Source organism: Furfurilactobacillus sp. WILCCON 0119 (assembly GCF_053471565.1).
Genome location: NZ_JBPCCV010000005.1, coordinates 178,855 through 205,058, shown reverse-complemented (window position 1 = coordinate 205,058; position 26,204 = coordinate 178,855). Strand labels below are relative to the sequence as shown.

Here is a 26,204-nt window from a genome sequence, read left to right as displayed (position 1 = left end):
GGTAGATATGGATAATGCGGAAATTTTCGTCGGGTTGGATATTGGGACCACCACAATCAAGGTGATCGTTGCCGAAAATAACAACGGCGAAATGAACGTGATCGGAGCAGGAACACAACCATCACACGGCCTTAGTCGTGGGGTGATCGTTGATATCGATCAGGCCGCAAGCGCCATTCGGAGTGCCATTCAGCAAGCCGAACAAAAGGCCAATGTTCACATCGACTCGATCATCTTAGGAATTCCAGCTAACCAGCTAAAAATTGAACCAACAACTGGGATGGTTGCCGTCGCTGATGGTAACCAAGCACGTGAAATCACAGACCGTGACGTTCAAAACGTGACGAACGCAGCTTTGTTTCAAAGTTTGCCACCTGAACGTGAAATCATCGCACTGGCGCCAGATGAATTTGTTGTGGACGACTTTGATGAAATCAAAGACCCTCGTGGCATGATGGGTGTTCGGTTAGAATTGCACGGAACGATGTACACCGGTCCAAAGACCATCGTTCATAACGCCAAAAAGGCGGTTGAGCAGGCCGGACTCCATGTGGCTGACGTAACCGTCACGCCATTGGCACTTGGTCGAACTGTGCTAAATGATGGTGAACAAGATTTTGGGACTGTCATCATCGATCTCGGTGGTGGTCAGTCTAGTGCAGCGGTCATTCACGATCACAAATTGAAGTATGCCGTTGTGGACCAAGAGGGTGGCGATTTCATTACCAAGGACATTTCCGTGGTATTGAACACCTCAATGGAAAACGCGGAGCGCTTAAAGCGTGATTATGGCTTTGCCATTGCAAGCGCTGCTAGTGAAGAAAATCGCTTTCCAGTGGATGTTGTTGGTCAAAGCGAGCCAGTTCAGGTGACAGAACACTATTTAGCTGAGATCATTGAAGCACGGTTACGGCAGATCTTCGAAACGTTACGCGCCTCACTTGATGAGGTTGCTGCGCTTGAACTCCCTGGTGGGGTCATGCTCACTGGTGGGGTTGCCGCATTACCAGGAATTGTGGAACTTGCCGAATCAGTGTTCGGCGTTCATGTCCACATTTATGTACCTGATCAAATGGGACTGCGCCATCCACAAAACGCAACGGCCTTGGCGTTGATTACGTACAGTGGCTGGCAAACAGAAACGCAGCGGTTGGTAAAGGATGCGTTAATGGGTGAGTTTGTGCCCCAAGCGCCAATTGAACCGGCCGTTGATCGGCAAGCACAACGCCGTCAGGCCGCTAGTGCTGCCGCACCAACAGCACGTCAACAATCAACAAACAACAGTCAATCAAGTGACACCGCAGAAGTTAAGAAGGACCGGACGAGTAGCGTTCGTAATTTCTTCCGCAACTTCTTCGATTAAGTTATTGGAGGAACCATAACATGGAAAACGCAACGGATTTCAGCCAACCAGTTGGCGCAAAAATCAAAGTCATCGGTGTCGGTGGTGGGGGTAGCAATGCCGTCAACCGAATGATCGATGAAGGGGTAACCGGAGTTGACTTTATTGTTGCCAACACGGATATTCAGGCATTAGATGCCAGCAACGCAACCACTAAAATCCAATTAGGGCCAAAATTGACCCGTGGATTGGGCGCAGGGTCCAACCCAGAAGTTGGTCAAAAGGCAGCGGAAGAAAGTGAAGATGCAATTGCTGAATCACTATCCGGCGCTGACATGATCTTTGTGACGGCCGGGATGGGTGGTGGAACCGGGAACGGTGCTGCACCAGTTGTTGCGCGGATCGCCAAGGAACAGGGTGCATTAACGGTTGGGGTTGTTACCCGTCCGTTCACGTTTGAAGGACCAAAGCGGGGGCGTTACGCCGCTGAAGGAATTGCCAACTTAAAGAGCAACGTTGACACATTGATCATCATTGCCAATAACCGGTTGTTAGAAATGGTTGATAAGAAGACGCCAATGATGGAAGCCTTCAAAGAAGCCGACAATGTGTTGCGTCAAGGGGTCCAAGGGATCTCTGACTTGATTACATCACCTGGTTACGTTAACTTGGACTTTGCGGATGTGAAGACAGTTATGCAGGACCAAGGAACTGCCCTGATGGGAATCGGCTCTGCTTCTGGTGAAAACCGGACTGGTGATGCCACCAAAGCGGCCATTTCTTCACCACTTTTGGAAGTTTCTATTGATGGTGCCGAACAGGTCTTACTGAACATCACTGGTGGCCCAGACCTGTCCCTGTTTGAAGCCCAAACGGCATCAGACATTGTGGCGCAAGCAGCCACAACGGACGTTAACATTATCTTCGGGACATCAATTGATGAAAACTTAGGTGATGAAGTCCGCGTGACGGTTATTGCGACTGGAATCGACCATAAGAAGGCTAGCCGGTCAGCAAATAACGCTTCAACAGGTGCAACATCAACACGGACACCGTTTGATGAAACACCTGCAAGTGCAGCCCCAACACAAACGGTTACTAACACAGATCCGTTTGGTAACTGGGACATCCGGCAACAACCAACGACCAACAACCGGCCAACAAGCGAGCAACAACAAGCGAACGGTGAGTTTGCGGGCGTTGACAAACCGGACTTTGATGTCTTTAATAACTCTGCGGCCAGCGCACCAACCAGTGAAGCTAGCCAAAGTTCAGATGATGGCTTAGACACGCCAGCGTTCTTCCGGCGGCGTCACCGTCAGGACAAAGACTAGGTAAATTGATAACTTCGAGTCACTCAAGCGTTTGAGTGACTTTATTGTTAGAGGAGATTAACATGGCATTTAGCTTTAGCAACTTCTTTGGCACAGAAGAAATGGATGAGCCAACATCGCAAACACAGTCCATGCCTCGTTCAACTGCCTCAGCTTCAAACATGAACACGAAGCGGACGGCGGCAAAGGTGGTCGACATGGCTGGGCGCAGTGCAGCGCCAACGCACATTGCGCTGTTTGAACCCCGGATTTACTCAGATGTGAAGGGCATCGCTCAGCAGCTGATTGAAAATCAGGCGGTCATCGTTAACTTTGAAAAGTTGGATGATGAGTCAAGTAAACGCATTGTTGATTTTTTAACCGGAACGGTGTTTGCCATTAGTGGTGAAATCAAGCGGGTCGGTGAGACAATTTTCTTGTGCACGCCAAATAACTTTGAAATTTCGGGTGATCTTAGCACCCGGTTTGATCAGAATTCGTCGTTTTAGAACTTACGTAACAACAGTGGTTACGTGTGAAATGGAGTAACTTTCGTTATGGCTGTACTTGGTTTTATTGGGTTTGTCATTAACTCGGCGTTTCAACTGTACATGTTAGCAATTGTGATTTACATTCTCATGTCATGGTTTCCTAACGCCTATGGAACAGCATTTGGTCAATTTTTAACCCGTCTTTGTGAACCTTATCTGCGGATGTTTGATTTCGTCCCACCATTCTTTGGGTTGAGCTTTGGCCCATTGGTTGGGATCATCGTCCTGCAATTGGCGCAACGCGGTGTGCAGTACCTGTTGACATTACTGTAATCTGACCGTTATTCGGTGAGGGAGGTGCGAAGGCATTGGTAGGGCAAGGGAACATTGAACAACACTTTCGTGCCGAAGAAGCCCCGTTTGTTGAAACGGCACAGACATGGATCGCAACCGCGGCCAGTCAGTACCGCCCGTATTTAACGGGCTTCTTAAATCCGCGCCAGCTGTACATCTTGCAAACGTTGATTAATCGGCAAGACGGGTTAGCGGTTCATATGAATGGTGGGTATCCTGGTGCTGAACAGCAACGGGCGTTGATCTTCCCAGATTATTACACCCCCCAAACCGCGGATTTTGAGTTACAATTGTTTGAAATCGTTTATCCAACAAAGTTTGCCGAGCTGCATCACTCACAAATTTTAGGGACCCTGGCTAACCAGGGGATCGACCCCACCATTTTTGGTGACATTGTGACTGATGATGGGGTTTGGCAGGTTGTGGTGGCCCAGAACATGGCCGAGTATTTCAAACTCCAGGTGGACCGGATCGGTAAGATTAAGGTTCATCTTAGTGAACGTGAACTTGGCGACATGGCGCGGCCCCAGATTGATTGGGAGCACATAACTGGGTTAGTGGCGTCACTACGGCTAGACACGGTGGTCGCAGAGGCATTCAATCTGTCTCGAAACCGTGCGAAGGGCATCATTGAAAGTGGTGACGTTCGCTTAAACTGGATGACCAATCAACATGCGGACGCTGACCTTGGCGCAGGGGACATGGTTTCTGTCCGGCACTTTGGTCGGGTTCGGCTAGATGCATTAAATGGTAAAACACGGAAAGATAAACTAAAAATCGACTTGTCAGTTGTCCGTAGTTAACTTATGCTTAAGGATGTATGAAGACGTAAGCAATTTACGGATTTCGTTTCGGATGGAGGAAGTCATTATGGCATTAAGTCCAATGGATATTCACAACAAAGAATTTACACGTAAGGGCCGTAACGGTTACGCAGCCCAAGAGGTCGACGACTTTTTGGATGAAATCATTGCTGGGTACCAACAGGTTCTGAACCAGAACAAAGATTTACAAGATCAACTGGATAAGGCGAACCATAACCTGAGCCAGTATGATGAAATGAAGAACTCGCTGAATCAATCAATCTTGGTGGCCCAAGAAGCAGCCGACAAGGTGAAGCAAGAAGCCAGCGCCCAAGCAGGGAACATCTCCCGTGAAGCCCAACAACAAGCACAAGCGGTTGTTGCTGAAGCACAGGCAAAGGCTGGCCAAATTACGACTGATGCCGCTAACAATGCAACCCGGTTGAACAATGAATCGAACGCATTGCGTGAGGAGACTAAGGTCTTCCAGCAACGGTTAGCAGCAATGTTACAATCACAACTTGATTTGGTGAATGCAGATAACTGGGGTCCACTCTTGGAACCAACCGGGTTAGATAACTATCCTGAACTGCAACAAGCCATCAGCCAGGTTGCACCAAGTCACATGGCAACCTCAACACCAGTTCATTCAAGTGGGGCTGCTGACAGTAACGATGCAGCACCGGCACAATCACAGACTGTGGTGATTTTCCCTGAAAATGATGACCAACAGGACGGGAGTATGAGCCAGGCCCCAACAAACCCAGATTTTAAATAAGCAATGTAGTAATGTGCCCAAAACCAGGGCTCACGGCATGTCCGAACAGCGAACTGATCACGTGGTGAGAGATCAGTCGGCACCATGCGGTGAGTGATCACTTTGGGAAGTGTTTTTCTGAACGCCAGCAATGGTAGTAAGAAAAAGCGGCGCCGTCCGTTATCCGGTCTTAAGGGATCATTTGTTGACTCATCCGCCCAAAGTGACGGGTGGGCAAGAAACGGTCTAAATTTAGGTGGTACCACGAGTGAACTCGTCCTGATGCAGGATGAGTTTTTTTGTGTTCAAAATGGAAATAAGGGAAGGGAGCTCACATAATGCGGATTAAAGAAACATTGAACCTGAACAAAACCGGGTTTCCGATGCGGGGAAATTTACCTGTAACGGAAGCTGAACGGCAAAATGTTTGGGCTGAAAACAAGGTGTACGAGCAGCGACAAAAGTTAAACGAGGGCAAGCCAACGTTTGTTCTTCATGATGGCCCGCCATATGCCAATGGTGACATCCACATCGGTCACGCAATGAACAAGATCAGTAAGGACTTCATCGTTCGTTACAAATCAATGAGTGGCTACCGGTCACCATATGTGCCTGGGTGGGATACTCATGGGTTGCCAACGGAACAAGCCTTAACAAATCAAGGGGTTGACCGTAAAGCGATGTCAACCGCTGAGTTCCGTGAACTATGTAAGCAGTTTGTCCTGAAGGAAATTGATAAGCAACGGACTGGTTTCAAACGGTTAGGGGTCGCTGGTGAATGGGACACGCCATACATCACACTTCAACCAGAATATGAAGCCGCTCAAATTCGGGTCTTTGGTGAATTTGTTAAACGTGGTTACATCTTCCAGGGACAAAAACCCGTTTACTGGTCATGGTCCTCTGAATCTGCTTTGGCGGAAGCCGAAGTGGACTACAAGGACGTTGAAGCACCATCCGCATTCTTTGCTGAACAGGTAAAGGATGGCCACGGTTTGTTAGATGACAACACTTACTTTGTTGTGTGGACAACGACACCATGGACGATTCCCGCTTCTGAGGGGATTACCGTTGACGCTGGCTTTGACTACGCGGTTGTGACCGTTGCTGGCGATGACCGGAAGTTTGTTGTGGCTGAGCAACTCTTAACCGATGTTGCCGCAAAGCTGGACTGGGAAGATGTTCAGACGGTCACAACGCTGAAGGGTGCCCAATTAGAAAACATGACGGCGCACCACCCATACTATGACCGTGACATTCTTGTGATGAACGGGAGTTTCGTAACGTTGGATGCCGGAACTGGTTTGGTTCATACGGCCCCTGGGTTTGGTGAAGATGATTTTAACGTCGGAAGCAAGTACGGACTCCCAATCTTGTCACCAGTTGATGAACAGGGGCGGATGACCGAAGAAGCCCCTGGTTTTGAAGGGGTCTTCTATGAGGATGCCAACAAGATCAGTCTGGATAAACTGAAGGAAAATAACCTGTTATTGAAGTACATGCCATACACGCATAGTTATCCGTTTGACTGGCGGACCAAAAAGCCAATCATCTTCCGGGCAACGCCGCAATGGTTTGCCAGTGTGTCTTCATTCCGTCAACAGATCTTGGATGCGTTAGCAGACGTTAAGTTCTACCCTGATTGGGGGAAACGGCGTTTGTACAACATGATCAAAGATCGTGGTGACTGGGTCATTTCACGGCAACGGGCCTGGGGTGTACCGCTCCCAATCTTCTATGCAGAAGATGGCACGCCGATCATGACGGAAGAAACAATTAACCATGTGGCTGATCTCTTTGCTGAACATGGCTCAAACTACTGGTTTGAACATAACGCCGAGGAATTGCTGCCAGAAGGGTTCACTTCAGAACATTCACCAAATGGCACGTTTACCAAAGAAACGGACATCATGGATGTTTGGTTCGATTCTGGTTCAAGTCATCAGGCTGTTTTGGCTGCTCGTGATGAACTGACATACCCTGCTGACCTGTACCTTGAAGGCTCAGATCAGTACCGTGGGTGGTTTAACTCAAGTTTGATCACTTCCGTTGCAATCTCTGGTCACGCGCCATACAAGGCGGTTATGAGCCAAGGGTTTACGTTGGATAAAGACGGAAAGAAGATGAGTAAGTCCATCGGGAACACAATTTCACCCGATGACATCATCAAGCAGATGGGGGCAGAAATTCTCCGGTTATGGGTTGCTTCCATTGATTCATCTGCCGACGTTCGTGTTTCCATGGAAAGTTTCACCCAAATCTCTGAAAGTTACCGGAAATTGCGGAATACAATGCGGTTCATGTTAGCAAACGTCACGGATTTCGATCCTAAAGAAAATGGCGTTGCGTATGCTAATTTGGCTGGTGCAGACCGGTACATGTTAAGCCGGTTGAACAAACTGGTTGAACAAATTCGGGCCGACTACGATGCGTACAACTTTATTGACGTTTCGAAGGCACTTTTGAGTTTCATCACGAATGATCTGTCCGCTTTCTACCTGGACTTTGCAAAGGACATTTTGTACATTGATGCCGCAAATTCAAAGACCCGGCGGAGCATGCAAACGGTGTTGTACCAAGTGATCGCACGGATCACTAAGTTAATGACGCCAATGCTGCCTCATACGGCTGAAGAAATCTGGCCGTTCCTTCATGAAGATGTTGCGTACGCGCAGTTATCAGAAATGCCTGAGATCGAACCAGAATGGCAGGATGAGACGTTAATTGCACAGTGGGCTGACTTTATGCAGATCCGGTCAAACGTGCTTAAATCATTGGAAGAAGCCCGTGACGAGAAGCTGATCGGTCGCCCAATGGAAGCAGCTGTTGACCTGTACGTTAGTGATCACTACGCGAATGTTCTGAACACGTTGAACAGTGATGTGGCGCAAGTATTGATCGTGTCGCAACTTCATGTTCATCCGTTGGAAGAAGCACCACAAGAAGCCGCTCATTATGATGATGTTGCGGTGGTGGTTGCCCACGCCGAAGGGGATGTTTGTCAACGTTGTCGCATGATCAAAACTGATGTTGGTAGTGACGACGCCTACCCAATGTTATGTGCGCGTTGTGCCCACATTGTGCGGACTGAATTTCCAGAATCTGTTACCGATGGGTTAGAAAAGTAACCATTCAGGAATAAACCTTGCTTAGTTAAAAGCCGTCTTCCAGTTATTGGAAGGCGGCTTTTAATTGCACTTGAGACGATTGCGGTTGAGAACACAAAAAAACCGTCTGACTGGTTAGGTTCAGACGGTTGACGATCTAATGCTTAACGGGCTAAGTCCGTTCGGCGTTGGTCCACAAATGTTTTTGCAAAAGACGTTAAGTCAATTTCAAAAAAATCTGCAATGAAGAATAAATTGCCTGTTGAAACGTTTGTGCCGTTTTCATAACGAGACAACATTCCAGCTGAAAGGTTCAATCCATAACGTTCGTTCAACGTTGCAGCCAACTGTCTTAACGTCATGTTGCGGTTAAGGCGTTGTTCCTTCAATAAAACTCCTAACAAGTTAGCCACCTCCAAGGGGGTAATTTCAAAAGGTTGTCTGAAAATTTGAGTAATTCATGACAAAGAAATTATACAGGGCTGGCAGAAAAACGCAACCGGGCCGCTGTTCAGCCGGATTCATCCACAAACTTTCACAAATAAATCATGCACCTACAAAGACTGTTAAATCACAGAATATTCAATGTTCTGCATGATTTTTAAGAAACCTTATTGTAAAAATAAAATTAAATAATATTGCGATGAGATCGCGGTTTTACCACCTTTTTAGTCACTTTTCTAAAAAATGTATTAAAAAATCAATTGGGGAACGTTAAGATTCGCTCAGTCAGCGGGCAGAACTGGAAAAAATGCTGAATGTTTCATATACTTAGACAAAAGTCTAAACATGAAAGAAGAGTAACCATGGCGAAATTAGCGGATGGCCGTGAACACGGTGTTGTTAAAACGTTTGATCAAGAAAAGGGGTTTGGCTTCATTGCCGTTATGGGTAACCCAGATGTTTTTGTTCATTTTTCGGCAATCGAGGGCAGCGGCTTTAAATCATTAACGGTTGGCGATGAAGTCGATTTTGTCGTTGTTGAAGGGGTTCGTGGCCCGCAAGCCGCGAAGGTAACCAAACGCGGTGAAGGGACGGACGCACAATGAACTTTGAAGAAAAAGTGACAGCAGTAAGCCCCAAGTACCACGGCGCCATCATTGATGTTGAAAATCAAACCGTTGCGTTACCCGATGGCCGGATTGCGCACCGCGATGTGGTTCACCATGCAGACGCGGTGGCAATGTTGGCCATTACAGAAGACGGCAAGGCCATCTTTGAAGAACAGTGGCGGGCCCCCATCGGGAAGACCACGTTGGAAGTCCCAGCAGGGAAACTGGATGATCGTGACGCCGATAACGCGAAAGAGGCCGCAATTCGTGAGTTAAACGAAGAAACGCGGTATGTAGCAACCGAAATTCATAAAATCGCTGGTTTTTACACCTCGGTTGGGTTTACGGATGAATACATGACGTTATACATGGTGACGGGGTTGAAGCCTGTCGCCGACGCGTTGCCACAGGATGCAGATGAAAATATCGTCCTGCACGAATACACACTGGCTGAAGCCAAACAATTGTTGGCTGACGGAAAGCTTGATGATCAAAAGACCGTGATGGCCGTTTATTACTGGCAGTTATTTGATGCCGGGTTAGTGACGTTTGAAGATTAGACTGTCCTAACCGATGCGAAGCGAAAGATTGATTGAGGGAACAAGATGAACGATGATCAACAACCTGGGTCTGAGCCCAATTTAACGCGTGAACAGTACCGAAAACGTGGTAGTGAACAGGCCACAGCGCAACCAGAACCTTCAACGAGTGCGGCAGCTGAGCCGTCAAGACGGGCAACACAAAAACGTCGGGGATGGCAGTGGCCAACCTGGTTACGGCGCCGGTCACAAAAAAATGAAACGACGGAACCCGTCACGCCCACTGTGGATCCCAATCAGCCGGAAAGCCGGGTTAAACCGGACGGCAAGCTGACTGGTGAAGAGAAAAGTCAACGGCTGGCACGGCGACTGAACGTTGTAATCATTACGTTAGTGGCCCTGATTGCAGTGGTCTACGTCATTTTGCGGTTTATCGGCTAGGGCGATTGCAGCACATTAATAAAAGTAAACGTTAGGGGATCATGATGAAATTTGGAATTTTATGTGCCATGGAAGAAGAAATCAAGGAATTAACGGCCCAACTGGCTGACGAACAAATTGTGACGGTTGGAAACATTGATTTCTTTACCGGAACCATTAGTGGGCAAGACGTTGTGCTGGTTCAATCAGGAATCGGTAAGGTTGAGGCCGGTTTAACTACCGCATTGTTAATTACAAACTTTGCAGTCGACGTTGTGATCAACAGTGGTTCTGCCGGTGGAATCGGTGAGGGCTTGAACGTGGGTGATGTGGTCATTGCTGACGAAACAGCCTACTGGGATGTTGACGCCACCGCCTTTAACTACGTTTATGGGCAACTTCCACAACAACCAGCACGGTTTGCGGCCTCGAATAAATGGGCAGAAGCCATCACACAGGCGGCGGACGCCACGGGCCTCGCTGTTAAACGGGGGCTGATCGTGACGGGGGATTCATTTGTTGCCAGTGACACCACGACGGCAATGATCAAGTCACATTTCCCAACGGCGCTAAGCTGTGAAATGGAAGGGGCTGCGGTTGGTCAGGTGGCCCACCAGTTCAACGTGCCATATCTAGTGATCCGTGCGATGAGCGATACAGGAAACGGTGACGCTGGTGTGTCATTCGATGAGTTTATTATTGAAGCCGGTCAGCGGTCAGCAAACATGTTGTTAAACTTCTTTGCTAACCAAGCAACCGCATAAGTAGTGATAAGGTGAGGAGGCAGATTCGTGCAACCGATTTATTTAGATAATGCTGCCACAACGCCAATGAGTGACGAAGTGGTTGCAACGATGATGGACCAAATGCAGCATGATTTTGGTAACGCAAGTTCCGTTCATGCGTTTGGTCGAAAGGCGCGGGCCGTTCTTGATGACGCGCGGCACGTTATTGCAACAAGTATTAAGGCGAATGATGATGAAATCGTCTTTACAGCTGGTGGAACGGAAAGCAACAATACGGTGTGGATGCAAACAGCCACCGCGAGAAAAGCACTTGGTCGGCGGATCATCACCACCGCCATTGAACATGAGTCCGTGATGAAAACGGCCAAGTGGCTGGGTGAAAATGGCTTTGACATTGTGTACTTGCCCGTTAACGAGGCCGGGGAGATCAGTTTGACCGACCTCAAGTCAGCCTTAACTGATGACACCATTTTGGTCTCCATCATGACGGGAAACAATGAAGTAGGGTCTGTAATGCCCATTCACGAAATTGGGGAACTGTTAAAGGATCATCAGGCATGGTTCCATACGGATGCCGTGCAGGCCTATGGGTTATTGGACATTGATGTAAACCGTGATCACATTGACATGTTATCCACGTCTGCGCACAAAATTAACGGTCCGAAGCAAATGGGCTTTTTGTATCGTCGAGATGGCATTAAGTTCCCAAGCTTCATGAAGGGCGGAGACCAGGAAGATAAGCGGCGGGCAGGCACGGAGAACATTCCAGCCATCGCTGGTTTTGCAACGGCCGTAACGGCGTTGACACCGGATGAAAAGGCTGCCCGTCAGGCCAAGTATGCTGGTTTCAAACAGGCCGTGATCGATGGACTGACGGATGCCGGTGTGATGTTTGAAGTCAACGGCAGTCTCAAATCCGATAATTTACAGCACGTTTTGAATCTGTGGATCAAGGGCGTAGAAAATGACGTCTTGTTGACAAACCTGGACCTGGCCGGGGTTGCGGTGTCCGCTGGGTCCGCATGTACGGCTGGCTCATTAGACCCAAGTCACGTTCTGGTCGCCATGTTTGGTGAAGGGTCACCGCGCATTATGCAGTCCATTCGCCTCAGTTTTGGCCGGTATACGACCACAGACGATATTGACGGCTTTGTTCACGCACTAACTGAAGTGGCAGCACGGTTACAACCACAGGCTGTCGGAAAGAAGGAAAACTAATGGCATTTGGAAAAACAGTAACGGTTACGGGAGATTCAACAACGTACGGATTAAGCGATCAAATTAAAAAATACACGCTGCGCGACCTTGGATTCACACAGACAAATGCGGGTGGTTTTAGTTTAGAACGGCCGTTGGACCCAGCTGCTGGCGTGGCGGATTCAATTAAACTTCGTGTGCTAATTGGGAAAAACCTTGATGTGTTTAAAATGAGCACAGTTAATCCTAGTGGGACCGGTAATGTTAACATCTTTACCAACGCGAACCACGATGTGTTGGTGGAACAATATGGTTATCAAGTGGCAAATTTGGTGGAACGAAACGTCTTAACACCTGTTGAAAAGTAGCCATCATTAAACCGCCTGGGCGGTCACGGAAGCGTGACATCGTCTAGGCGGTTTTTGTTCCCGTGAGTCAGCACTTGAAAATGGTAAGTGTCACCTGTTATACTTATTCTCACTGATAATAACGACCTTCAAATCGTTGATTCTCAGAATCTAATTGAAATGATGGTGATACCATGACTGATCAAGCAGTTGATCATTCCAAGACCCGTGTTGTCGTCGGCATGAGTGGTGGGGTAGACTCGTCAGTAACGGCGCTCTTGCTCAAGCAGCAGGGCTACGATGTGGTTGGTGTGTTCATGAAAAATTGGGACGACACCGACGATAATGGCGTTTGTACGGCGACAGAAGATTATAAGGACGTTGCAAAGGTTGCCAACAAGATTGGCATTCCTTACTACTCCGTGAACTTCGAAAAGGAATACTGGGACCGTGTGTTCACGTATTTCTTGGACGAGTACAAAAAGGGGCGGACACCGAACCCTGACGTGGTCTGCAACAAGGAGATCAAGTTTAAGGCCTTTCTGGACTATGCGTTGGAACTTGGTGCCGACTATATCGCAACGGGGCACTACGCCCGTGTGACACACGATGAAGACGGGCATAGTCACTTGCTTCGTGGTGAGGACAGCAACAAGGACCAGACGTACTTTTTGAGTCAGCTTTCATCTGACCAGTTGGACCGGGTTATGTTCCCACTGGGTGAGATCGAGAAGCCGCAGGTTCGGGAGCTGGCCGAGGAGGCTGGGCTTGCTACCGCTGAAAAGAAGGATTCCGTTGGGATCTGTTTCATTGGTGAGAAGAACTGGAAGGGCTTTTTAAACCAGTACCTGCCAGCGCAAGAAGGCCAGATGTTGACGCTCGATGGTGAAGTCAAGGGAACCCATTACGGGTTAATGAACTACACCATCGGTCAGCGAAAGGGGCTGGGCATTGGTGGTCAAAAGGAAGGCGACGAGCCGTGGTTTGTTATTGGCAAGGACCTCAGCAAGAACGTTTTGTATGTGGGTCAGGGCTTTGACAATCCGCACTTGTTGGCAACCAGCTTATCCGCCTCTGACCTGAACTGGGTCAATGAAAGTGATGAAAATGACTTCCACGTTACGGCCAAGTTCCGGTATCGCCAAAAGGATACCGGTGTGACGGTTCACCTAAACGAGGACCGCACGGTGGCCACCGTGACGTTTGACCAACCTGTTCGTGCCATTACACCGGGCCAAGCCGTGGTGTTCTATGATGGTGAAGAGTGTCTTGGGAGTGGCATCATTGATGCTGCCTTTAACGAAACGAAGACACTTCAGTACGTTTAAGCGTTAACGTAAATCAACTAACACAGCGGGCGTCTTGACGAATCAGTCAGGGCGCCCGTTTCATTATGATGGAAAGCACGGTTGGCTTTTATTTAAGCGGTAAAAATGCCATAATGAAAACACATTATTTTTAATTAGGGTGGCAAAACTGTGACCAAATTATACTTTATTCGTCATGGTAAGACGGAATGGAATTTATCAGGGCGGTACCAGGGGGCTAATGGTGATTCCCCATTATTGCCCAGTAGTTACGAGGAAATTGAACGGCTGGCAGATTATTTGCGGGATGTCCCGTTTGTTCACGCCTATGCCAGTCCAATTAAACGTGCACGGGTAACGGCCATGCGGCTGTTGCAAGGCTTGAAGCAACATCCAGACCTAACGCTGGCCTCTGGACTACAGGAATTTAACCTTGGTAAAATGGAAGGCATGACGTTTACAGACGTAAAAGAGCAATTTCCCAAGGCGTATGATGGGTTTCGGTACCACGCGGACCAGTATGATCCGGCAGAAATCAACGGAGAATCCTTTGCTGACGTGATTGCGAGAATGACACCCGTTATCCGGCAGGCGGCCGCCGTTCACCCAAATGAAACGGATAATTTATTGTTTGTGTCACATGGTGCTGCGTTAAACGCCGGGATCAATGGGTTACTTAATGTGCCCCTGGCGGAGATGCGCGCCAAGGGTGGGCTGGCAAACACCAGTACCACCATTTTGGAAACAACGGATGGTGGCCAGTCGTTTACGTTAATTGACCGCAACATTACGAGTTATTTAAATGAACAGGCGAGTGCCACTAACACCATCTAGGCGAACACGTGGACACGACAAGTGGGAGCAAGACAATGAGTGATCACAAAAAGCAGACAAAAAAAGTGACTGAACACCATATGACGGAGCCAGCCCAAACGGCGGCTGCCAATGCCGCGGTAACCAAGCTCATTAAGCAGATTGATGAAGCACCACAAAATTATCATTTGAGTTATGAGTTGGCGACGGTTTTGTTAGAGATGCAGGATTATGAGCAGGCCGAAGAGTTGCTGTTAAAGACCCGGAGTTTATTCCCGGATGATGAAGCGGCAATCGCCTTACTTACGTATGGGCTAGGAAACGTTTATTACCAGGCGGCCCTTTATGATAAAGCGGCGGCCGCGTTTGGCGCGGTAACAGACAAAACGTTGCAGGTCGAGGCCTACCAAATGTTGGCGCAAACGTACATGCAGCAGAATGACTATCAAAAGGCGTTTGCATTTGCTTTGACAGTTCACGACGCTAAGCGCCAGGACAAAACGGTTAATGCGATGCTTGGTGACATCCTGCTAGCCATGGGAAACTTTAACCAGGCGGCCGATTTTTACGATCAGTCACTTGCCAGTGACCCTAAAAATGGCCCGGTCAACTTTAGCCGCGCGTTGACCGCAATGGTGCTTGATCAAGACCCTGATAGGTTTATGGCGGCTGCCACAGCAGCCGATCCACAATTCGTGGCGGATGGGCAGCAGCGAATCGATGACATCGTGACACTGATCAACGATCGGAAGCAACAAACACATTAGATGAATGAAGGGGGTGACCATGATGTCAGAAAACATCGGTCTTTTTGACGATTCAGAATTCAAACCGGATTATGTGGTGGGCAAAGTGGCCACCATTTTTTTTAGTAGCAGTGACTCGTTTTACAAGGTTTTGCTTGTTCACGTTAATGAGACCACGTTGGACTGGGTGGAAGATGAAATCGTGGTAACGGGGTCCTTTGGGGATGTTAACGAAGAGGGCACGTACCGCTTTTTTGGAAAAATCGTGGATCACCCAAAGTACGGGAAGCAATTTGCGGCTAGCAATTATGAAAATGAAACACCAACGTCAAAGACGGGGCTCATCAAATACCTTTCAAGTGACATCTTTCCGGGACTCGGGAAGAAGACGGCAGAACGAATCGTCGAGACGGTGGGATTAGATGTTATTGATAAAGTGGCCCAGGATCCCACTGTTTTAAACGGGATCGGGTTGAAAAAGTCCGTTCAGGATCATTTGGTTGAGGTCTTAAGTGAAAACCACGGGACGGAACAAATCATTATTGGGTTGAACGGATTTGGTTTTGGGAGCCAACTGGCGGCCAGCATTTACGACAAGTATAAGCGGGACACGTTGAACATTCTCCATGACAACCCGTATAAGCTGGTTGAAGACATTAACGGGGTTAGCTTTAAACGGGCGGACCAGGTCGCTGAACAGATGGGTTTTGACGCTGACGCGCCGGGCCGACTTCGCGCCGCACTGGTCGAGACCCTTAATGAACTGTGTTTTTCATCTGGGGATACTTATGCGCAGTTGCAACCCCTCATGACGGGCGCCACCCGGCTGTTAGAATCGGCGCGAAACGTCAGGATCGCCCCCGATGCGCTCGCTGATCAAATGCTAGCCTTGGCAAAGGATCAAATCATTGTTGGTAACGGGCAACTTGTTTATCCCAAAAGTATGTATGATACAGAATGGGAGAGCGCTGAACATTTGATGCGGTTGCAAGAGAACCGGAAAAAGCCGGTAACACAGGATGTGGATTTAGATCATGAAATTCGCTGGGTGGAACGCCAGCTGAGTATTGATTATGATGATGCGCAAAAAGCGGCCCTGAAAGCAGCCATTACATCGCCAGTTTACCTGTTGACGGGTGGCCCTGGAACCGGGAAGACGACCATTATTAACGGGATTGTCGCGTTGTTTGCCCGCATTCACGAGGTGTCCTTAGATGTCAACGAGTATGAAGCAGGCACCTTTCCTATTTTACTGGCAGCCCCCACAGGGCGTGCTGCCAAACGGATGAGTGAGGTGACCGATCTGCCGGCCGGAACGATTCACCGGTTGCTGGGATTGACCGGGCGAGAAGATGAGGACAGTCAGGAATCTGGTAAGGATCTGGAGGGCGGGCTGTTGATCGTTGACGAAATGTCAATGGTCGATACGTTCTTGTTTAAGACCCTGATTGCGGCGGTTCCAAATCACATGCAAGTGATTCTCGTCGGAGATCGTGATCAATTGCCATCAGTTGGCCCGGGGCAAATTTTTGCCGACCTGCTGGATTCACAGTGTTTGCCATTCATGGAACTTACCCGGATTCACCGACAGGACGATAAGTCATCGATCATTCCGCTGGCCCATGAAATTAAAGAGGGCGGCTTACCGGCGGACTTTACGCAGAATCAAAGTGACCGAAGTTTCTTTGCGGCAAAACCATTTCAGGTTGTGCCCCTGATCAGTCAGGTGGTCGACCGGGCCAAGGCGCGAGGGTTTGCTAAGGCAGACATTCAGGTGCTTGCACCGATGTATCGTGGGGCGGCCGGTATTAACGCACTGAATACGGCCCTTCAGGACGTTTTGAATCCGAAGAAGGGGCCAAAGACCAAGGAACTGGAAGCTCACGGGGAACATTTTCGGATTGGCGATAAGGTGCTCCACCTGGTGAATAGTCCAGAAAACAACGTGTTTAATGGTGACATGGGACAGATTGTCGGAATCGATTTAGCAAGCGACAAGGGGAATGAGGATCACGTCGACCAGCTAACGATTGCGTTTGATCAGACGGAGGTCACGTATGGGCGCCAAAACTTTGATCGGCTAACTTTAGCGTACTGTGTCTCTATTCATAAAGCACAGGGGTCACAATTCAAATTGGTCATTGTTCCCTTAGTGCCACAGTTTCGGCGGATGCTCCAACGAAACTTGTTATACACGGCCGTCACACGGGCACAGCAGTGGCTGATTTTGGTGGGGGATCAACAGTCGTTTGTCCAAGCTGCTGAAAATGCTTCTGCGGTGCGGCACACCACATTGAAAGAACGTCTGAAGACGGTCTTCCACCGTGAAGATGAGAAGCCAGTCACTGCACCAGTGGCGCCATCAGTTGGCGACGCCGAACCTAGTGACGACAAACAACCGGCTGGTGAAATAACACCAGCGCCGGTGATTCATGATGAACCAAGTGTGCCAGCGTTAACGTCGCTCACCACAGCGATGGTTCTTAGTGGTGAGGTGGATCCTATGATCGGCATGGCGGCGCTGACACCAGGCGACTTTGCGTAAGGATTGATTGAGGGGGAGAGGAACATGTCAGAGACACAAACACCGGCCAACGTGGCCGTTCAACAACACTGGCGGCGAAATACGGGACTATTTTTGGCGGCGCAAAACTTCTTTTTATTTGGGTCGTCCTCCGTTTTCTTCGCCATTTTATGGTACATTGCGTTAAAAACGTCGTCCGGAACGTGGATGATGCTGGCGACACTGGCCCAGAGCTTGCCACAAATCCTGGTTTCATTGTGGGCTGGCGTGTGGGCCGACCGTTCTAACCGTCGCAACCTATTGATGTGGGCAACCGGAATGGTCACCGTTGTGACGCTTGGAATTGCGCTATTGTTTTACTTCGGGTGGCGGGACCTGTGGCTACTTTTATTGATTGCAGCGGTTCGCTCCATGGGGACAGGAATTGAAATGCCCGTCGGTAACGCCTTACTCCCACAGTTGGCGCCCAAAAATGAATTGACGCGAATGAATGGGTTAAACCAGTTGATCAACGCCGTTCTTTTACTGATTACGCCGATTGTGTCAGGGATTATCTTGGGTCGGTTAGGAATCATCTTTATCTTTGTGATTGACGTTGTAACGGCCGCCGTTGGACTCTTATTACTGGCGTTCATTCGGATTGCACCGGCAGTTTTGGCGGAGCAAAAGGTGACAGCCGGCGCGGTGACCTCGACACTGAAACAAATTCGCGGTGGGTTATCGTTTACGTTTAACCACGCCTTTATGAAACGCTTTATGCTCCTCATTGCCTTAGCGTTTATCATGGTCGCGCCGAGTTCCCAGTTATCTACGTTGTTTGTTAAGCAAACGTTTGGTGGAAAGGTCATGCTGCTGACCCTAAACGAACTGTTATGGACGGCGGGCGCAACCGTTGGTGGCATTTGGATCAGTAGTCATCAACACATCGGTAAAAAGGTGCCGGTGATTGCGATTGCACTAGGAGTCAGCGGGGTTGCCTTCTTCTTCATGGGTGTCCCGGAGCCATTTTATGTATATCTGGTCTTTATGTTTATCAGCGGAATCGCCATGCCAATTATTCAGGCAACCAGTAACATCTTAATTCAGGAAACGGTGGCCCCAAACATGATGGGGCGGGTGTTCTCTATTTACCAAATTGTATCAACCGGGATTTATCCAGTGGCGATGCTCTTCTTTGGCCCACTGGCAGACGTCGTGGCCATCAAATGGATCTTTATGGCTTCAGGTCTTGCATTAGTGGGGGTTGCCTGGTGGTTTAACGGGGCGTTAGCGCACCGTGAACAGGATGAAACAGTTGGAACTGATTAAAAATCAGCATGATAGCGCTCCCGTGGTTGCTTTAGGGCTTGTCATTACGTGAGCGGCTTGCGATAATAGTGGTATTCAAATGAACGGACTGTAACGAGGCGCCCAGCGTCAAGCAAGGCAGCCATCATCCCACAACGAGTGGGTAAATTATTGATTTAAGAACACGGAGGCAATCATGAAGGATCAACATACGAGCGGCAACATTAAGCTGTTTTCGTTAAACACTAACCGGCCACTGGCTGAAAAAATCGCAGCGGCCATTGACATTCCGCTGAGTCCCACCACGATTAGCACGTTTGCCGATGGCGAAATTGCCATCAGCATTGATGAAAGTGTTCGAGGCGACGAAGTGTACGTCATTCAGTCTGTTAGTGATCCCGTTAACAGTTCGTTTATGCAAGTGATGATCATGGTTGACGCGTTACGGCGGGCAAGTGCCGGTGAAATCAACGTGGTTCTTCCATACTATGGCTATGCTCGGGCTGACCGGAAGGCGCGGTCCCGCGAACCAATCACAGCCAAGTTGGTTGCAAACTTCCTCCAAATCGATGGTGTTGACCGGGTGTTAACGCTTGATCTTCATGCTGATCAGGTGCAAGGGTTCTTCAACATTCCGGTGGATCATTTACTGGGTGCACCACTGTTAGCCAAATACTTCTACACAAATGATCTGTTGGACAATGTGGTCGTGGTGGCACCGGATCATGCGGGTGTTTCACGGGCCCGGAACTTTGCCGAGTTATTAAAGGCACCGATTGCTATTATTGATAACCGGTCGGAGGATGAATTCGATCCTGAACCAGACTCCATTATCGGTGAGGTTGATGGCAAGACGGCCATCATCATTGACGACATGATCGATACGGCAGACCGGATGGCCATTTCAGCAGATGTGTTGAAGGCTGGCGGAGCCAAGGATGTTTATGCCGTGGCAACCCACGCCGTCTTTTCCGGAAATGCAGCAGCAACACTAAATCAATCTCCACTGAAGAAGGTTATTGTGACTGATTCAATTGCTGTTCCTGAGACGAAGGCGTTTGATAAGCTGGAAGTGATTTCGGTGGCTGAATTGATGGGTGAAGCCATCATGCGGATTCATAACAACCAACCCGTGGATGAACTGTTCATCAGTAAGCAAAATCCGGACGTTAAGTTACGGTAATCAGAAGCGTGATTTTTAAAAAGATCGTTTTTCCTATGCATGGAAGAACGATCTTTTTTTAGACCATTAAAACAACAATGGGTGAAAAGCTAAACAGATGAGCGATTAGGCGTTAGCCCAATTCTCCCAACTGCGTGTCAGGACGGTCTCTTAGTCGTGTTCATCCGCAAAATACGGTAGAATAGAAAGCTGTAAACAGGTGAGAGAGGAGTTTTTATATGTATCAAGCAGATGAAACACGTTATAACAACATGCCCGTTCGCCGGGTCGCAGACACAGGGTTTATGCTCCCTGCAGTCAGTTTTGGATTGTGGCGGAACTTAGGGGATCAACAACCCTACGCAAACAGTCGGGAAGTCATGCTGAAGGCGTTTGATAACGGGATTTTTAGTTTTGATAATGCGTCAAACTACGGGCCAAGTAATGGGACCGCGGAAGAAACCTTTGGTCGCGTCTTTGCACAAGACCTAAAACCTTACCGGAACGAATTGGTCATTACAACGAAGGCCGGCTTTCACATGTGGCCTGGCCCGTACGGTGAATTTTCATCACGGAAGACGTTGATGAACGCACTGGAATTATCCTTAACCCGGATGAACTTAGATTATGTCGACGTCTTTTACATGCACCGGTTTGATCCTAACACGTCATTAGAAGAACAGGTTGAAACGTTGGACCTGATGGTTCGGCAAGGAAAGGCGTTATACGTTGGGGTTTCAAACTTCACAGCTGACCAAACGGCCGCCATTACCAAGCTCTTTAAGGAACACCACACGCCATTTGTCGTGAACCAGAGCAGTTACAACATGATTAACCGAAGCGTTGAAGCAGATGGTTTACTCGACGTGTTAAAGGACAATAAGCTCGGCCTCGTTGCGTACGGGCCGCTGGCTGAAGGGTTACTGACGGACCGCTACTTAAAGGGAATCCCTGCTGACATGCCAATTCATTGGAGTAACAAACTGTCACTTGAACAGGGAGCAGATAAGGTCGTTGCAAAGCTGAACGATCTGAACAAGCTTGCTTCTGACCGTGGCCAAACGTTGGCGCAGATGGCATTGGCCTGGCTTTTGCATGATGACGTGGTGACCAGTGTTGTTATTGGGGCCTCCCATGTTGATCATTTGTTAGGTAACCTTCAGGCCGTGAATAATTTGGCCTTTACGGCGGATGAATTGGTCCAGATCGAAAGTATTTTGAACCGCTAACGGGGCCGCTTTATAAAAACATTTATGAGAAAAACGCGGTTAGCCTCATCATTTTCTCAAAAAACTTGTTGACATCGTTTTTTGAGTGCGGTAATCTTTATTTAATTTCAGATGACGATTAAACAATTTGAACAGGAGAGTAGTCGTAGTTGAACTGTCCAGAAAGCCTGCGTATGCTGAGAGCAGGTCAGGGAGACTCCGACGAATATGGCCTGCGATTGGTGTTAGCGAGCCACTAGGTAACTAGTGGTGAGTTAGCAATGACTTGGCGCCCATTACCGCGCACACCGTTACTAAGGAATTCTAGACCCTTTCTTTGTGTCGGTTGATGAGAAGTCAAATGGAAGTTTGACTTGAACTTAGAATGGTAACGCGATGGCTCGCTTCTAATTTTTGATAATTAGAAGCGGGCTTTTTTGTTTTACCAGCCAAATCAGTCGTCATGTGAAGCGTACCGTAAATTATTTAGGTGGCGCAATGCGCCTAACAACATTAAGGGAGAGATGATTATGAATAAAAAAATTCGGCATTTATTATTGGGTGTAGCAACGTTGTTAGCGCTGGTAGTCGTGTTAACGGGGTGTGGCAAATCAAGCAACGAGACGACCGTTAAAGTGGGAATCGTTGGCACTGACGATGAAAAAATTTGGAAGCCAATTGCCAAGGACGTGAAGAAAAAGGGCATCAACCTGAAGATCGTTACGTTTACGGATTACACGCAACCGAACCAGGCTTTGAGTGATAAGCAGATTGACATCAATGCGTTCCAACACTACTACTTCTTGGACCAATGGAATAAGGCCCACAAGACAGATTTAACAGCCGTTGGGAAAACGGTGGTTGCGCCACTGGGACTCTTTAGCAAGAAGATCAAAGACGTTTCTGACTTCAAGAAGGGTAACCAAATTGTCATTCCAAACGACGCCACTAATGAGGGACGGGCATTAAATCTTCTGAAGAATGCTGGTTTGATCAAACTGAATGACGCCAAGTTGCCAACACCAAAGGACATTACGGCTAATCCAAAGCACCTTAAGATCACCGCAGTGGCTGCCGACCAAACACCACGGTCACTGGATTCTGCAACGGCTGCTGTGGTCAACAATACGTACGCCGTTGATGCTAAGCTCGACATCAAAAAGGCCGTTTACGCTGAAAAGATCGATAATAACGTTAAGCCATACATTAACATCATCGCAGCACGGAAGGCTGATAAGAACAATAAGGCAATCAAGGAAATCGTGAAGGCTTACCAAACTGAACGAAACGCACAGTTGATCAAGAAGGACTTTAACGGAACATCCATTCCAGCGTGGAACCTAAAGATTGAAAAGTAAGCATCAATTCGGGGGCAAAGACGCCCCCATACATAGAATAGTAAGCACCATCCGCACTACGGCAACATATCGGCAGGGAAATGAAAGGAAAAAATGATGAAAACAACGACGGCGACGACAACCCCAATCATTGAGTTAACGGACATTGATGTAACGTTTAAAGAGGCTGACCGCGCGGTTCAAGCGGTTAAACAGGTCAACCTAACGATTAACCGCGGTGATATTTACGGCATTGTTGGTTACTCTGGTGCCGGTAAAAGTACACTCGTCCGGGTCATTAACCAACTGCAACGGCAAACGGCCGGAACCGTGGTGGTTAATGGTCAGGATATGGGGCAATTGACCGGGAAGACACTGCGCCAGGCCAGAACTAAAATTGGGATGATCTTTCAACACTTTAACTTAATGAACGAGCGCACCATTGGTGATAACGTGATGTTTCCGTTGTTGCTGAACAAGAAGCTGAGCAAGGCGGAAAAACAAGCGAAGGTGGACCAATTACTGGACCTGGTTGGCCTGGCTGAAAAAAAGAATGACTACCCAACTCAGTTGTCAGGTGGACAAAAACAGCGGGTTGCGATTGCCCGTGCGTTGGCCAACGACCCGGAAATTTTGATCTCTGATGAGGCAACGTCCGCATTGGACCCGAAGACGACGGCAGCCATCCTGGCGTTGTTGAAGCATTTAAACGAAACGTTGGGGCTCACCGTCGTTTTAATCACGCACGAAATGCAGGCCGTTAAGGCAATTTGTAATCAGGTTGCCGTGATGCAGAATGGTGAAATGATCGAACGGGGGGATCTGTTAACGATCTTCTCAAACCCAACGCAGCAGTTGACAAAGGAGTTCATTGAAACGTCGTCACAGGTTGATTCCGCCTTGGCAAACGTTGTCGAACAACCGGCCATCCAACAAATGGGGGCGAATGATCGGTTAGTGGTCTTGTCTTATGCAGGGGATTCAACGGAGGCACCACTGATTGCCCAGTTGTATGAACAGTTTAAGGTGACGCCAAACATCCTGTTTGGAAACGTCGAAATTTTGCAAAATACGCCGGTTGGGACCCTCGGGCTTGTGCTGAGTGGAGAAGGTCATCAGGTGGCGGATGCGTTGACTTATGTGAAGCAACAAGGGGTCACGGTTCGTGAAATTGATGTCCCTGCCTACCGTGCTGAACTGGCACAACGGGCGGATGAAGCCGCTGAAACGGAGGAGAACTAGCATGGGAACAGTATTAGCAAGTGGTTTTTGGGCATCACTCATGCCAAACGTTGTGACAAATACGGATGTTTTCATTCAGTCAACGTGGGAAACAATTTACATGACACTGATTTCCGGTGTGATTGCCGGGATCTTAGGGTTAATTATTGGGATCACCCTCGTGGTGACGGCACCTGGTGGCATTCTTGCCAACCAGCCAACGTACTGGATCCTGGATAAACTGGTCAACATTTTTCGGTCCATTCCGTTCATTATTTTATTGGCAGTGATCGCACCGTTTACCCGGCTCATTGTTGGGACGTCCATCGGGACAACGGCAGCATTAGTCCCCTTGACGATTGGCTGTGCACCGTTTTATGCCCGTCAAGTTCAAAATGCCTTGGTTGATGTGGATCGGGGCATCATTGAGGCGGCTGAAGCCGTTGGTGCCTCACCGCTACAAATCATCTTCCGCGTTTATCTGCGGGAGGCGTTGCCAGACCTCATTCGGACGTCTGTGGTGACCATCATCAGTTTGATCGGGTTAACCGCGATGGCGGGTGCCATTGGTGGTGGTGGTCTTGGGAACACCGCCATCAGCATTGGGTACGACCGGTTTGAAAATGACATTACGATCATGGCGATGATCATCATCCTAGCGTTAGTATTTTTGGTTCAAATCATTGGTGATTGGTGGGCTAAACGCACAGATCACCGGTAATTGGCCAACCAGTAATTGAATCTGAAACAGCCGCAGCCGTGGGTTAGATGACCCGTGACTGCGGCTGTTTGGTTTGTGAGACCAATATTGATGTTGTTTCCTAATGGATTAACAAGTTTTTTTCGCTGAAAAGTTTGCTAATGTTTGCGATAATAGAAAGCAGAAGTAACTAAAAAGAAAAAGCTGTCATTCTGGAGAATGACGTTGACTGGCATCGTTAAGCAGTCAGGGCTAATTAAGGGGTAGACGGATAAATGACAACAACACAGACAAAACGCTGGTTGGGTAACTTAGTGAAGGGCGTTTTACTGGTCGCAGCGGGTTTTTGTTTAGCACAGAGCAATCAAGCGGCGCATGCAGATAAAAAGGCTTCAACACAGACACCGTTTTGGCAGCAGCAAGCTTACCAAGGGACGTTTAAAAGTCAAAGTGCGGCCGGAAAGAACAAATCACTCACAAACAAAGTGGTGGTTCGGTTTAGCAAGGGTGATAATCGGTTTACGCAACAAGTGACGACTTCACTGGGCATCTCTGGGATTCAGCAACAGGTCACAGACGGTACGGTCAAACGGGATGGCAACAAACTGACGTTGACGCCGGAATCGACAGCAACGGTTGTTTATAAGACAGCGGCAGATCAGAAGGCCCACAAACCAGCAAACTATCACCAAAGCGGGTCTGCTTTTAACAGCAAGTTGACGTTTAGCGCCGCTGGTCAACCAATGAACTACACGGTCAACACGAAGAAAAAGGTCATTACGGGTGCTGAAAAACCGGCGCTTAAAATGACCCAAACGAAGACAACGTTGATCGCAACGAAGGAATTTGTGGATCAATTGCAAAAATAGCGTTTTGACTAGCTTTCCATGTTTGTTAACGGTTACAATAGATAGAGAAGGGGTGGGTAAACCATGTCAGATAATGAAAAGAAGAGCGGCAAGAACAAGGCCGACGTCATTAAGGGAAAAGTGTACGATTATAAGCGGATCTTGGTCGGGGTCGATGACTCGCCAGATGCACAATTGGCCTACCAATATGCGGTCAAACAGGCGAAGGAAGACAAGTCTGAACTGGTTATCGTCAGCATCTTGGAAGAACAGGATGTGAACGTCTTCGCTGCGCTCAGTAAAGAAATGCTGGACCAGCAACGTGATGCCATTCAAAAGCGGCTGGATGACTACCGTGAGACTGCAGAAAATTCCGGTGTGAAGGTCGTTAAGACCTTAATTGCTGAAGGGGATCCTGGTGATACAATCGTGAAGCAGGTCATTCCACAGGTTGATCCTGACCTCGTCATTGTGGGATCATTATCACGGCAAGGGGTTGCCAAGTACTTTGGGAGCCAGGCAGCGTATGTTGCTAAATACTCACCAGTTTCTGTTCTGGTGGTCCGGTAAAAAAGTAAAACGA

General features: G+C 48.4%; 26 protein-coding genes. 25 read left to right on the top strand and 1 reads right to left on the bottom strand.

The genetic code is table 11. The features are described 5' to 3' along the window. Positions 1 to 7: 7 nt before the first annotated feature. The 7 genes from ftsA to ileS all read left to right on the top strand — a co-directional run bounded on the left by ftsA (position 8) and on the right by ileS (position 8,188). The gene (gene ftsA, locus ACRYI5_RS09490; protein ID WP_448225096.1) at positions 8 to 1,363 is read left to right on the top strand and encodes a cell division protein FtsA; all 1,356 of its coding nucleotides are present in this window, start codon (positions 8 to 10) and stop codon (positions 1,361 to 1,363) included. Positions 1,364 to 1,383: 20 nt separating this feature from the next. Further along, positions 1,384 to 2,676, top strand: coding sequence for a cell division protein FtsZ (gene ftsZ / locus ACRYI5_RS09485; protein ID WP_448225095.1), 1,293 nt, complete (start codon positions 1,384 to 1,386; stop codon positions 2,674 to 2,676). Between the two features lie 62 nt (positions 2,677 to 2,738). After that, a complete protein-coding gene (locus ACRYI5_RS09480) occupies positions 2,739 to 3,164 on the top strand; it encodes a cell division protein SepF (protein ID WP_448225094.1) in 426 nt (141 codons plus the stop codon). Positions 3,165 to 3,212: 48 nt separating this feature from the next. Continuing rightward, complete coding sequence (locus ACRYI5_RS09475; RefSeq protein WP_407879886.1) at positions 3,213 to 3,479, top strand: YggT family protein; 267 nt, start codon at positions 3,213 to 3,215, stop codon at positions 3,477 to 3,479. A 35-nt stretch (positions 3,480 to 3,514) separates the two neighbouring features. Further along, entirely contained in the window at positions 3,515 to 4,303 is a 789-nt protein-coding gene (locus ACRYI5_RS09470) for a YlmH family RNA-binding protein (RefSeq protein ID WP_448225093.1), read from the top strand. A 67-nt stretch (positions 4,304 to 4,370) separates the two neighbouring features. Next, positions 4,371 to 5,081 carry a DivIVA domain-containing protein gene (locus ACRYI5_RS09465; RefSeq protein WP_407879883.1) on the top strand — a complete coding sequence of 237 codons (711 nt, stop codon included), beginning with the start codon at positions 4,371 to 4,373 and terminating at the stop codon, positions 5,079 to 5,081. Positions 5,082 to 5,398: 317 nt separating this feature from the next. Then, positions 5,399 to 8,188, top strand: a complete 2,790-nt coding sequence (gene ileS, locus ACRYI5_RS09460) for an isoleucine--tRNA ligase (protein ID WP_448225092.1) — start codon at positions 5,399 to 5,401, stop codon at positions 8,186 to 8,188. 143 nt (positions 8,189 to 8,331) lie between these two features. On the opposite strand, the gene ACRYI5_RS09455 is transcribed toward ileS, so the two are convergent. After that, on the bottom strand, positions 8,332 to 8,571 hold the full coding sequence (locus ACRYI5_RS09455; protein ID WP_407879879.1) for a helix-turn-helix domain-containing protein: 240 nt from the start codon (positions 8,569 to 8,571) through the stop codon (positions 8,332 to 8,334). Positions 8,572 to 8,973: 402 nt separating this feature from the next. Here ACRYI5_RS09455 and ACRYI5_RS09450 point away from each other — a divergent pair, with 402 nt between their 5' ends. From ACRYI5_RS09450 to ACRYI5_RS09365, 18 genes are all read left to right on the top strand, one after another. After that, positions 8,974 to 9,216, top strand: a complete 243-nt coding sequence (locus tag ACRYI5_RS09450; RefSeq protein ID WP_407879877.1) for a cold shock domain-containing protein — start codon at positions 8,974 to 8,976, stop codon at positions 9,214 to 9,216. Further along, positions 9,213 to 9,779, top strand: a complete 567-nt coding sequence (locus ACRYI5_RS09445) for an NUDIX hydrolase (protein WP_448225091.1) — start codon at positions 9,213 to 9,215, stop codon at positions 9,777 to 9,779. The genes ACRYI5_RS09450 and ACRYI5_RS09445 overlap by 4 nt, the downstream gene beginning before the upstream one ends. A 45-nt stretch (positions 9,780 to 9,824) precedes the next feature. Beyond that, complete coding sequence (locus ACRYI5_RS09440; protein WP_448225090.1) at positions 9,825 to 10,199, top strand: hypothetical protein; 375 nt, start codon at positions 9,825 to 9,827, stop codon at positions 10,197 to 10,199. 44 nt (positions 10,200 to 10,243) lie between these two features. After that, positions 10,244 to 10,942, top strand: a complete 699-nt coding sequence (locus ACRYI5_RS09435; protein ID WP_407879871.1) for a 5'-methylthioadenosine/adenosylhomocysteine nucleosidase — start codon at positions 10,244 to 10,246, stop codon at positions 10,940 to 10,942. Between the two features lie 27 nt (positions 10,943 to 10,969). After that, a complete protein-coding gene (locus ACRYI5_RS09430; RefSeq protein ID WP_407879869.1) occupies positions 10,970 to 12,142 on the top strand; it encodes a cysteine desulfurase family protein in 1,173 nt (390 codons plus the stop codon). Continuing rightward, positions 12,142 to 12,489: a DUF1831 domain-containing protein gene (locus ACRYI5_RS09425; RefSeq protein ID WP_407879867.1), complete on the top strand. Its 348-nt coding sequence runs from the start codon at positions 12,142 to 12,144 to the stop codon at positions 12,487 to 12,489. The genes ACRYI5_RS09430 and ACRYI5_RS09425 overlap by 1 nt, the downstream gene beginning before the upstream one ends. Positions 12,490 to 12,662: 173 nt before the next feature. Then, the gene (gene mnmA, locus ACRYI5_RS09420; protein ID WP_448225089.1) at positions 12,663 to 13,796 is read left to right on the top strand and encodes a tRNA 2-thiouridine(34) synthase MnmA; all 1,134 of its coding nucleotides are present in this window, start codon (positions 12,663 to 12,665) and stop codon (positions 13,794 to 13,796) included. A gap of 150 nt (positions 13,797 to 13,946) precedes the next feature. Further along, positions 13,947 to 14,609 (top strand): histidine phosphatase family protein, encoded by a 663-nt coding sequence (locus tag ACRYI5_RS09415; protein WP_448225088.1) that lies wholly within the window; start codon positions 13,947 to 13,949, stop codon positions 14,607 to 14,609. 35 nt (positions 14,610 to 14,644) lie between these two features. Next, positions 14,645 to 15,355, top strand: coding sequence for a tetratricopeptide repeat protein (locus ACRYI5_RS09410; RefSeq protein WP_448225087.1), 711 nt, complete (start codon positions 14,645 to 14,647; stop codon positions 15,353 to 15,355). A 19-nt stretch (positions 15,356 to 15,374) separates the two neighbouring features. Continuing rightward, a complete protein-coding gene (recD2, locus tag ACRYI5_RS09405) occupies positions 15,375 to 17,879 on the top strand; it encodes an SF1B family DNA helicase RecD2 (protein WP_448225086.1) in 2,505 nt (834 codons plus the stop codon). A gap of 24 nt (positions 17,880 to 17,903) precedes the next feature. Then, a complete protein-coding gene (locus ACRYI5_RS09400; protein ID WP_448225085.1) occupies positions 17,904 to 19,166 on the top strand; it encodes an MFS transporter in 1,263 nt (420 codons plus the stop codon). Positions 19,167 to 19,341: 175 nt separating this feature from the next. Beyond that, positions 19,342 to 20,328 (top strand): ribose-phosphate diphosphokinase, encoded by a 987-nt coding sequence (locus tag ACRYI5_RS09395; RefSeq protein WP_407879857.1) that lies wholly within the window; start codon positions 19,342 to 19,344, stop codon positions 20,326 to 20,328. A gap of 218 nt (positions 20,329 to 20,546) precedes the next feature. Beyond that, positions 20,547 to 21,536: an aldo/keto reductase gene (locus ACRYI5_RS09390; protein ID WP_407879856.1), complete on the top strand. Its 990-nt coding sequence runs from the start codon at positions 20,547 to 20,549 to the stop codon at positions 21,534 to 21,536. Between the two features lie 509 nt (positions 21,537 to 22,045). Further along, the gene (locus ACRYI5_RS09385; RefSeq protein WP_448225084.1) at positions 22,046 to 22,873 is read left to right on the top strand and encodes a MetQ/NlpA family ABC transporter substrate-binding protein; all 828 of its coding nucleotides are present in this window, start codon (positions 22,046 to 22,048) and stop codon (positions 22,871 to 22,873) included. Between the two features lie 96 nt (positions 22,874 to 22,969). Beyond that, positions 22,970 to 24,094, top strand: a complete 1,125-nt coding sequence (locus ACRYI5_RS09380) for a methionine ABC transporter ATP-binding protein (protein WP_448225122.1) — start codon at positions 22,970 to 22,972, stop codon at positions 24,092 to 24,094. A gap of 1 nt (position 24,095) precedes the next feature. Then, on the top strand, positions 24,096 to 24,794 hold the full coding sequence (locus ACRYI5_RS09375) for a methionine ABC transporter permease (RefSeq protein ID WP_407879853.1): 699 nt from the start codon (positions 24,096 to 24,098) through the stop codon (positions 24,792 to 24,794). Between the two features lie 254 nt (positions 24,795 to 25,048). Further along, a complete protein-coding gene (locus tag ACRYI5_RS09370; RefSeq protein WP_448225083.1) occupies positions 25,049 to 25,642 on the top strand; it encodes a hypothetical protein in 594 nt (197 codons plus the stop codon). A gap of 63 nt (positions 25,643 to 25,705) precedes the next feature. Further along, the gene (locus ACRYI5_RS09365; RefSeq protein WP_407879850.1) at positions 25,706 to 26,191 is read left to right on the top strand and encodes a universal stress protein; all 486 of its coding nucleotides are present in this window, start codon (positions 25,706 to 25,708) and stop codon (positions 26,189 to 26,191) included. Positions 26,192 to 26,204 lie beyond the last annotated feature (13 nt).

What these genes read in the sequence shown, in the direction of transcription:
- ACRYI5_RS09370 (WP_448225083.1), top strand. Translation starts at nt 25,049, where the DNA reads ATGACAACAACACAGACAAAACGCTGGTTGGGTAACTTAGTGAAGGGC.
- ACRYI5_RS09445 (WP_448225091.1), top strand. Translation starts at nt 9,213, where the DNA reads ATGAACTTTGAAGAAAAAGTGACAGCAGTAAGCCCCAAGTACCACGGC.
- recD2 (WP_448225086.1), top strand. Translation starts at nt 15,375, where the DNA reads ATGATGTCAGAAAACATCGGTCTTTTTGACGATTCAGAATTCAAACCG.
- ileS (WP_448225092.1), top strand. Translation starts at nt 5,399, where the DNA reads ATGCGGATTAAAGAAACATTGAACCTGAACAAAACCGGGTTTCCGATG.
- ACRYI5_RS09400 (WP_448225085.1), top strand. Translation starts at nt 17,904, where the DNA reads ATGTCAGAGACACAAACACCGGCCAACGTGGCCGTTCAACAACACTGG.
- ACRYI5_RS09365 (WP_407879850.1), top strand. Translation starts at nt 25,706, where the DNA reads ATGTCAGATAATGAAAAGAAGAGCGGCAAGAACAAGGCCGACGTCATT.
- ftsA (WP_448225096.1), top strand. Translation starts at nt 8, where the DNA reads ATGGATAATGCGGAAATTTTCGTCGGGTTGGATATTGGGACCACCACA.
- ACRYI5_RS09410 (WP_448225087.1), top strand. Translation starts at nt 14,645, where the DNA reads ATGAGTGATCACAAAAAGCAGACAAAAAAAGTGACTGAACACCATATG.
- ACRYI5_RS09375 (WP_407879853.1), top strand. Translation starts at nt 24,096, where the DNA reads ATGGGAACAGTATTAGCAAGTGGTTTTTGGGCATCACTCATGCCAAAC.
- ACRYI5_RS09465 (WP_407879883.1), top strand. Translation starts at nt 4,371, where the DNA reads ATGGCATTAAGTCCAATGGATATTCACAACAAAGAATTTACACGTAAG.
- ACRYI5_RS09385 (WP_448225084.1), top strand. Translation starts at nt 22,046, where the DNA reads ATGAATAAAAAAATTCGGCATTTATTATTGGGTGTAGCAACGTTGTTA.
- ACRYI5_RS09425 (WP_407879867.1), top strand. Translation starts at nt 12,142, where the DNA reads ATGGCATTTGGAAAAACAGTAACGGTTACGGGAGATTCAACAACGTAC.
- ACRYI5_RS09380 (WP_448225122.1), top strand. Translation starts at nt 22,970, where the DNA reads ATGAAAACAACGACGGCGACGACAACCCCAATCATTGAGTTAACGGAC.
- ACRYI5_RS09480 (WP_448225094.1), top strand. Translation starts at nt 2,739, where the DNA reads ATGGCATTTAGCTTTAGCAACTTCTTTGGCACAGAAGAAATGGATGAG.
- ACRYI5_RS09435 (WP_407879871.1), top strand. Translation starts at nt 10,244, where the DNA reads ATGAAATTTGGAATTTTATGTGCCATGGAAGAAGAAATCAAGGAATTA.
- mnmA (WP_448225089.1), top strand. Translation starts at nt 12,663, where the DNA reads ATGACTGATCAAGCAGTTGATCATTCCAAGACCCGTGTTGTCGTCGGC.
- ACRYI5_RS09390 (WP_407879856.1), top strand. Translation starts at nt 20,547, where the DNA reads ATGTATCAAGCAGATGAAACACGTTATAACAACATGCCCGTTCGCCGG.
- ACRYI5_RS09395 (WP_407879857.1), top strand. Translation starts at nt 19,342, where the DNA reads ATGAAGGATCAACATACGAGCGGCAACATTAAGCTGTTTTCGTTAAAC.
- ftsZ (WP_448225095.1), top strand. Translation starts at nt 1,384, where the DNA reads ATGGAAAACGCAACGGATTTCAGCCAACCAGTTGGCGCAAAAATCAAA.
- ACRYI5_RS09440 (WP_448225090.1), top strand. Translation starts at nt 9,825, where the DNA reads ATGAACGATGATCAACAACCTGGGTCTGAGCCCAATTTAACGCGTGAA.
- ACRYI5_RS09475 (WP_407879886.1), top strand. Translation starts at nt 3,213, where the DNA reads ATGGCTGTACTTGGTTTTATTGGGTTTGTCATTAACTCGGCGTTTCAA.
- ACRYI5_RS09450 (WP_407879877.1), top strand. Translation starts at nt 8,974, where the DNA reads ATGGCGAAATTAGCGGATGGCCGTGAACACGGTGTTGTTAAAACGTTT.